A 7,560-nucleotide genomic window follows, 5' to 3' on the forward strand; every position below is an offset into this window, starting at 1 on the left:
CCCCGGCGATGCCCTCCCGTACGGCACCCCGGACGTCCCGCGCGTCGCCGTACGCGGCGAAGCCCGCCTCGACGTCGACCCGGAGATCGCCCGCATCGGCATCACCGTCCAGGCCCGCGGCACCGACCGCGCCACCGCCCTCCAGGACCTCACCCGCCGCAACGCCGAAGTGCTCGACCTGGTCAAGAGCTACGGCGAGGCGGTGGAAAAGCTCGCCACCGGCGCCTTCACCGTCACGCCCCAACTCACCCACAAGGGCCGCGGCGAACGCGTACGCGCCTACCACGGCAACGTCCACCTCACCGCCACCCTCACCGACTTCACCGCACTCGGCGAACTCGCCACCCGGCTGGCCGAGCTGGAACTCACCCGCGTCGCCGGCCCCTGGTGGGACCTGCGTCCCGACTCGCCCGCCCACCGCGAGGCCCGCCAGCAGGCCGTACGCGAAGCCGTACAGCGCGCCCGCGAGTACGCCGAAGCGCTCGGCGCGCGACTCGACGCGCTCGTCGAACTCGCCGACATCGGCGCCGAGAACGCCGCACCCGCCGGCAACCCGATGCTCCGCTCCCGCGCCGCCTACGGAGGCGCCGCTCACGAGGAGACCGCCCCCGCGCTCGACCTCGAACCCCAGCAGCAGACCGTGTACGCACACGTCAACGCGCGCTTCACGATGACCCGGCCCGTGCTGTGACTGACGCGGCGCTGACTGACGCGGCGCTGTGACGTGACGCGGCCGCTGTGACGTGACGTGGCCCGCTGCCGGTGGATGCGTAGGGGCAGTCCGAGGCGTGCGTACATATGAGGGGCGCGCGGATGCATGTACGAGCGCCCGTGCAAGCCTCGAAAGCTGCTCATAGGAGCGGTGACTCGCACATTCCAATACTTGTCAAGAGCCTTTCACCTCACCGCCGTTGGGCAGTCACCTCTCCACAGTTCCCTACCCATCGGTAAGTCATAGGGTCGACGGCATGCGCCGAGCAAAGATCGTCTGCACCCTGGGACCCGCCACAGATTCGTACGAGCAGATCAAGGCACTCGTCGAAGCCGGAATGGACGTGGCCCGCTTCAACCTCAGCCACGGCACCTATGCCGACCACGAGGCGCGTTACGAGCGGGTCCGCAAGGCATCCGACGAGACCGGCCGCAGCGTCGGCGTACTCGCCGACCTTCAAGGTCCGAAGATTCGCCTCGGCCGATTCCGAGAAGGCCCCGTCCTCCTCGAACGCGACGACGAATTCACCATCACCGTCGAACCGGACGCCGAAGGCGACCGTCACGTCTGCGGCACCACGTACGAGGGACTCGCCGCCGACGTCACCACCGGCGAACGCATCCTCGTCGACGACGGCAAGGTCACCCTCGAAGTCATCGGCGTCGACGGCCCCGAGGTCCGCACCCGCGTCATCGAAGGCGGCATGGTCTCCGACCACAAGGGCCTCAACCTCCCCGGCGTCGCCGTCTCCGTCCCCGCCCTCTCCGAGAAGGACCAGGACGACCTCCGCTGGGCGCTGCGCATCGGCGCCGACGTCATCGCGCTCTCCTTCGTACGCAGCGGCCGCGACATCGAGGACGTCCACCGCATCATGCGCGAGGAGGGGCGCTTCCTCCCCGTCATCGCCAAGGTCGAGAAGCCGCAGGCGGTCGACAACATCGACGACATCGTCGCCGCGTTCGACGGCATCATGGTCGCCCGCGGTGACCTCGGCGTCGAAATGCCGCTCGAAACGGTCCCGATGGTTCAGAAGCGCGCGGTCAAGCTCGCCAAGCGCAACGCCAAACCGGTCATCGTCGCCACGCAGATGCTCGACTCGATGATCGACAACTCCCGGCCGACGCGCGCGGAAGCCTCCGACGTCGCCAACGCCGTCATCGACGGCACGGACGCGGTGATGCTCTCCGGCGAGACGTCCGTCGGCAAGTACCCCACCGAAACCGTCCGGACGATGAGCCGCATCGTCGAGGCCGCCGAGGAGGACATCCTCACCAAGGGGCTGCCGCCGCTCACGGAGACCAGCAAGCCGCGCACGCAGGGCGGGGCGGTGGCGCGTGCCGCCGCCGAGATGGGCGACTTCCTCGGCGCGAAGTTCCTCGTGGCCTTCACGCAGTCCGGCGACACGGTCCGCCGGCTCTCCCGCTACCGCTCGCCGATCCCGCTCCTCGCCTTCACGCCGGAGCCGGCCACGCGCTCCCAGCTGAACCTCACCTGGGGCGTCGAAACGTTCCTCGGCCCGACCGTCGACTCCACGGACGAGATGGTCGCCCAGGTCGACGAGCAACTCCTCCGCATCGGCCGCTGCGCACGCGGCGACGTCGTGATCATCACCGCCGGCTCGCCCCCCGGCGTCCCGGGCACGACAAACCTGGTCCGCGTCCACCGCATCGGCGACGCCGAAGCGCCGCAGTAGGTCAGTACTTCAGGTCAGTACTTGGGCCCGACGTGGGCGTCCATGAGCGCTACGGACGCCCGTCGGGCTACGGAGACGTTCTGCGCTTGGCGCGACTGCGATCAGCCCGCGTATGAACTCCCACGGGTGTGCACCGACGATCTTCCGCTGCCAAGGTTCGAGGACGGTGCGCCCGCTCGTGCTTCTTGCCGGGGCCGTGCTGCGGGAACAGGCACGGTCAGTGACGGCTGTGGCTGGTCACCATGACGCAGCCTTGTTTGCGGGCGAGGCAGGCGCTGTGGGCGGGGAGTACGCGCCGGATGGCGTCGCGGCATGCGGTGATGAGACCGGGCCAGGCGTCGGCGAAGGCGATGCGTAAGGCATAGCCACCGCGGGGTTGTCGGCTGATGCATCCGTCACCCAGGTACCGGCCGAGAAGATGGGCGTACGTGGCTTCGTCCAGGTCGCAGCCGTCGCAGCGCGAACACTCTGGCAGGCGAGGGTTTGGACGCTCACCACGACTGGCACGGTCTCGGTGTAGCCAGACTCTGACCGTGCTGAGGGGGACGTGGAGGGGATCGTGCTGAGTCATGCGATCACTGTGAGTGACTGCTGCAGCTCATGCGGCGGAATCGACAGAGTTCACGAGAAGGTGAGATTCCGCTCTGCGGGCTCAAAGTGCCGGGTGCGGGACTTGAACCCGCACGCCCTTTCGGGCAATCGCTTTTGAGGCGATCATGTCTGCCGATTCCATCAACCCGGCTGGATGGGTCACGGGCAGCATACCGTGTGCGCCTTAGTGGGTGTCGCTAGGTAGGCTTCATACGCACCACCTGCCTGGAACGAGGAGTCACGTGAGCGCCGCCGAGCCCGAGCAGCCCGTCGCCGACGAGCAGTCGCACGTCCCGCCGCAGACCACCCGCGTCGTCATCGCCGAGGACGAGGCGCTCATCCGCCTGGATCTCAAAGAGATGCTGGAGGAGGAGGGCTACACGGTCGTCGGCGAGGCCGGTGACGGTGAGAAGGCCGTGGAGCTGGCCCGTGAGCACCGCCCCGACCTGGTGATCCTCGATGTGAAGATGCCCGTCCTCGACGGCATCTCCGCGGCCGAGCAGATCGCCGAGGAGAGCATCGCCCCGGTGCTGATGCTGACCGCGTTCTCCCAGCGTGAGCTGGTCGAGCGGGCGCGGGACGCCGGTGCCATGGCGTACCTCGTCAAGCCGTTCTCCAAGAGCGACGTCGTGCCGGCGATCGAGATGGCCGTGAGCCGGTTCACGGAGCTGCGGACGCTGGAGAAGGAGGTCGCGGACCTCACGCAGCGTCTGGAGACTCGCAAGCTGGTCGACCGGGCGAAGAGCATTCTGCAGACGCAGTACGGGCTGACCGAGCCCGCCGCCTTCCGCTGGATCCAGAAGACGTCGATGGACCGCCGGCTCTCGATGCAGCAGGTCGCCGAGGCGGTCATCGAGGACGCAGAGGAGAAGAAGCAGAAGGAGAAGGAGCAGCCCTCCGAGTAGAGGCTGCCTTCCGAGCAGAGGCCCCCTCCGAGCAGAGGGGCAGCCCTCCGAGTAGTCGTTCGTCCGCTCCGGGGGGCGAGTGGCAGTCCGGAGCGGCGACAGGGGCTGTGCCGAGGGCCGCACCGTAATCACGGTGCGGCCCTCGGTGTTGCTCCTGCGCGCGGCGGGGCGTTGTCGGCCGTACGTACGGCGCTCAGTCCTCGCCCAGGTACGCCTTGCGGACCGACTCGTCGTGGAGGAGGTCCTGGCCGGTGCCGGAGAGGACGATCCTGCCGATCTCCATGACGTGGCCGTGGTCGGCGAGGGAGAGCGCGGCCTGGGCGTTCTGTTCGACGAGGAGGATCGTCGTGCCCTGGGAGCGCAGTTCGCGGATGGTCTCCATGATCTTCTGCATCATGATCGGGGAGAGGCCCATGGAGGGTTCGTCGAGCATGAGCAGCTTGGGGCGGGACATGAGGGCGCGGCCCATGGCGAGCATCTGCTGTTCGCCGCCGGAGAGTGTGCCGGAGGCTTGTTTGCGGCGTTCGCCGAGGATGGGGAAGAGCTCGTAGATCCGCTGGATGTCGCGTTCTATGCCGGTGCCGTCCTTGCGGAGGAAGGCGCCGAGCTGGAGGTTTTCGGCGATGGTGAGGCGGGGGAAGAGGCGGCGGCCTTCGGGGGAGTGGGCGAGGCCGCGTTCGACGATCTTGTGGGGGGCGACGCCGTTGAGTACGTCGCCGTCGAAGGTGATCTTTCCGGCGAGTGGCTTCAGGAGGCCGGAGAGGGTGCGCAGGGTGGTGGTCTTGCCGGCGCCGTTGGTGCCGATGAGGGTGACGACCTGGCCGGCTTCGACGGTGAAGGAGATGCCCTTGACGGCTTCGATCTTGCCGTAGGCGACGCGGAGGTCCTCGACTTCGAGCAGGGCGGTCATCGCGCGTCTCCGTTCGGGGGGTTCTCGTCGGGCGCGGTACTGGTACCGGGTGCGGTGCTGGTACCGGGCGCAGCGCTCGTACCAGGGGCAGCGGTCGTACTGTCGGCCGTGCCGTCTGCCGGCGGCTCCGTACGGGCCGTCTCGGCCGGCTGCGGCGCCCGGGACTCCGCGGCATTCGCCTCCGCCGCGTCCACCTCGGCGGCTTCCTCGTCGCCCGGTGCGCCTTCGAAGGGCGTACCGAGGTACGCGGCGACGACGCGTTCGTCGGCCTGGACGACTTCCGCGGTGCCTTCGATGAGCTTTTCGCCTTGTACGAGGACGGCGACGCGGTCGCAGAGGTTGAAGATGAAGCGCATGTCGTGCTCGATGACGAGGACGGCGGTGCCCTGGTCGCGGATGGCGAGGACGAGGTTCTGGGTGGCGCGGGTCTCCTGGGGGTTCATGCCTGCGGTGGGTTCGTCCAGGAGGAGCAGGCCGGGTTCGCTGGCGAGGGCGCGGGCGATTTCGAGCTTGCGCTGTTCGCCGTAGGGGAGGTTGCGGGCGAGGTGGTCGCGTTTGGCGGCCAGGCCGGTGAATTCCAGGAGTTCCATGGCGCGGGTCTCGCTGCCACGTTCGGCTTTCTTGAAGCCGGGGCCCCGGAGGAGCGCGGACCACAGGCCCTCTTTGGTGCGGGTGTGGCGGCCTACGAGGACGTTTTCCAGGACGGTCATGTTGGCGAAGAGGCGGATGTTCTGGAAGGTGCGGGCGACGCCGGCCTGGGTGACGAGGTGGGGTTTGGGGGAGAGGCGGGTGCCTTTGTAGCTGACGGTGCCTTCGGTGGGCGTGTAGAGGCCGGTGAGGCAGTTGAAGAAGGTGGTTTTTCCGGCGCCGTTGGGGCCGATGAGGCCGACGATCTCGCCGGGGGCGACGGTGAGATCGACGGCGCGTACGGCGGTGAGTCCGCCGAAGCGCATGGTGACGCCCGCGGCTTCGAGGACGGCGCCGTCGCTCTTCGTGACGGTGGTGGGTGTGGTCATGGTGTCCTCCTCACGCCCCTGCCTTGGTGACGCCGGTCGTGTCGTCGCTCAGCCGCTGTTCGGGCACGTCGAGCTGGCCGGTTTCGTGGAATTCGAGCTGCTTGCGGCGGTCGGGGATGAGTCCTTCGGGCCGGTAGCGCATGAGGAGGACGAGGGCGAGGCCGAAGAGGAAGAGCTGGTAGTCCTGGAGGAAATCCAGCTTGGCGGGGATGAGGAAGAGGAGTGCCGCGCCGACCAGGGGGCCGCTGAGGGTGCCCATGCCGCCGAGGATGACGGCGGCGAGGAGGAAGGCGGAGTTGGGCGGTTGCGGTCCGGCGAACTGGAACTGCTCGGGTGTGACGGTCGTTACTACGTGTGCATGGACGGTTCCGGCGAGTCCCGCGAGGGCGGCGCCGAGGGCGAAGGCGAGGAGGCGCAGGCGGAAGGAGTTGATGCCCATGGCGATGGCGGCGGTCTCGTCCTCGCGGATGGCGATCCAGGCGCGGCCGATGCGGGAGGCGGCGGCGCGGCGGAAGACGAGGACGACGAAGGCCGTCACGAGGATCATGAGGAGGTAGTAGTTGCCGTAGGTGGCGATGGTGACCCCGAGGATGTCGTGGGGTTCGCCGAAGTTGAAGCCCGCGATCTCCAGGTTGGGGATGTTGGGGATGCCCATGGCGCCGTTGGTGACATCGGGTCCTGTGGTGCCGTTGAGGTTGAGCATGGCGATGCGGAAGATCTCACCGAAGCCGAGGGTGACGATGGCCAGGTAGTCGCCGCGGAGCCGCAGGGTGGGGGCGCCGATCAGTACGCCGAAGACGAGTGAGGCGGCGGCTCCCGTGAGCAGGGCTGCCCAGAAGGGGAATTGGATGCCGAGGGGGGATTCGGGGGAGCCGGAGACGAGGGCGGCCGCGTAGGCGCCGACGCCGAGGAAGGCGACGTATCCGAGGTCGAGGAGGCCGGCGAGGCCGACGACGACGTTGAGGCCCAGGGCGACGGTGGCGAAGATCAGGATGTTGGCGCCGATGATCGTGTACTCGTCGGTGTCCTGGGTGAAGGGGAAGGCGGCCGCGGAGACGAAGGCGGCGGCGAGTGCGATGCCGCGGTGCCGGTGGGTGAGTGCGGTGAGGCGGTTGATCAGTCCGGCGCGGTGGACGGCCGCGACGGCGAACGCGACGAAGAGGAGGTAGCCGACGAAGGGCGGTCCGTCCTCGGCGTCGATGCCGTAGGTGAAGGTGTAGAGGGCAATGCCGAAGGCGACGGCGATGAGGAGGATCTCGGCCCAGGCGGGGAGCTGCTTGGCGGGCCGGGGTGTGGGGACGGCCGCGCAGCTGTTGGTGAAGCGCTGCCACGGGCCGTGCGGGGGCGTGCCGGGGGTGTGGTCGGCGGGGAGGCCGAGTGCGCCGGCGAGGGCGATCAGTGAGGCGATGCCGGCGAGGAAGCCGCCGGGTTCGAGGTTGACCAGGCCGCCGAGCTGTACGGCGATGGCGGCGAGGGTGAACCAGGTGGCGGCGAAGGTGCCGAGGGCGGCGAAGAGGGCGGGCGCGTTGCGGCCGCCGGGGGTGAGTGCGGTCAGGCCGCGGACGCCGAGGCCGGCCAGGGCGAAGGCGAGGGTGAGGAGGGCGCCGGTGAGGGTGACGAGCTGGAGTCCGGCGGGGGAGCCGTAGTAGGTGAGGTCGCCGGGGAATTCGCTGCTCCAGGTCCAGGAGAGGGCGGTGGAGGCGGCGGTGGCGAGGGCGCCGGCGGCGGTGATG

Annotated in this window: 6 protein-coding genes and 1 tRNA gene; 3 read left to right on the top strand and 4 right to left on the bottom strand. The window is 69.0% G+C overall.

Annotation, left to right across the window (positions count from 1 at the left end):
• On the top strand, positions 1 to 691 hold a 691-nt coding region (locus CCS38_RS09325), incomplete at its 5' end, for an SIMPL domain-containing protein (protein ID WP_223732729.1).
• Positions 692 to 968: 277 nt separating this feature from the next.
• Positions 969 to 2,405, top strand: coding sequence for a pyruvate kinase (gene pyk / locus CCS38_RS09330; RefSeq protein WP_223732730.1), 1,437 nt, complete (start codon positions 969 to 971; stop codon positions 2,403 to 2,405).
• 658 nt (positions 2,406 to 3,063) lie between these two features.
• On the opposite strand, the gene CCS38_RS09340 is transcribed toward pyk, so the two are convergent.
• Positions 3,064 to 3,147: transfer RNA gene (locus CCS38_RS09340), tRNA-Leu, on the bottom strand.
• Positions 3,148 to 3,238: 91 nt separating this feature from the next.
• Between CCS38_RS09340 and CCS38_RS09345 the strand changes: the two genes are divergently transcribed.
• Positions 3,239 to 3,901: an ANTAR domain-containing response regulator gene (locus tag CCS38_RS09345; protein ID WP_223732731.1), complete on the top strand. Its 663-nt coding sequence runs from the start codon at positions 3,239 to 3,241 to the stop codon at positions 3,899 to 3,901.
• Between the two features lie 193 nt (positions 3,902 to 4,094).
• Here the strand turns inward: CCS38_RS09345 and CCS38_RS09350 are convergent, their stop codons facing one another.
• The 3 genes from CCS38_RS09350 to CCS38_RS09360 are packed head-to-tail and all read right to left on the bottom strand — an operon-like array spanning position 4,095 to position 7,559.
• The gene (locus CCS38_RS09350) at positions 4,095 to 4,811 is read right to left on the bottom strand and encodes an ABC transporter ATP-binding protein (RefSeq protein WP_223732732.1); all 717 of its coding nucleotides are present in this window, start codon (positions 4,809 to 4,811) and stop codon (positions 4,095 to 4,097) included.
• Positions 4,808 to 5,827: an ABC transporter ATP-binding protein gene (locus tag CCS38_RS09355; protein WP_223732733.1), complete on the bottom strand. Its 1,020-nt coding sequence runs from the start codon at positions 5,825 to 5,827 to the stop codon at positions 4,808 to 4,810. Before CCS38_RS09355 ends, CCS38_RS09350 begins: the two co-directional genes overlap by 4 nt.
• 10 nt (positions 5,828 to 5,837) lie before the next feature.
• On the bottom strand, positions 5,838 to 7,559 hold the full coding sequence (locus tag CCS38_RS09360) for a branched-chain amino acid ABC transporter permease (protein WP_223732734.1): 1,722 nt from the start codon (positions 7,557 to 7,559) through the stop codon (positions 5,838 to 5,840).
• Position 7,560: the final 1 nt, after the last annotated feature.

This window comes from Streptomyces purpurogeneiscleroticus, from assembly GCF_020024005.1.
In the GTDB taxonomy this organism is placed as follows: domain Bacteria; phylum Actinomycetota; class Actinomycetes; order Streptomycetales; family Streptomycetaceae; genus Streptomyces; species Streptomyces purpurogeneiscleroticus.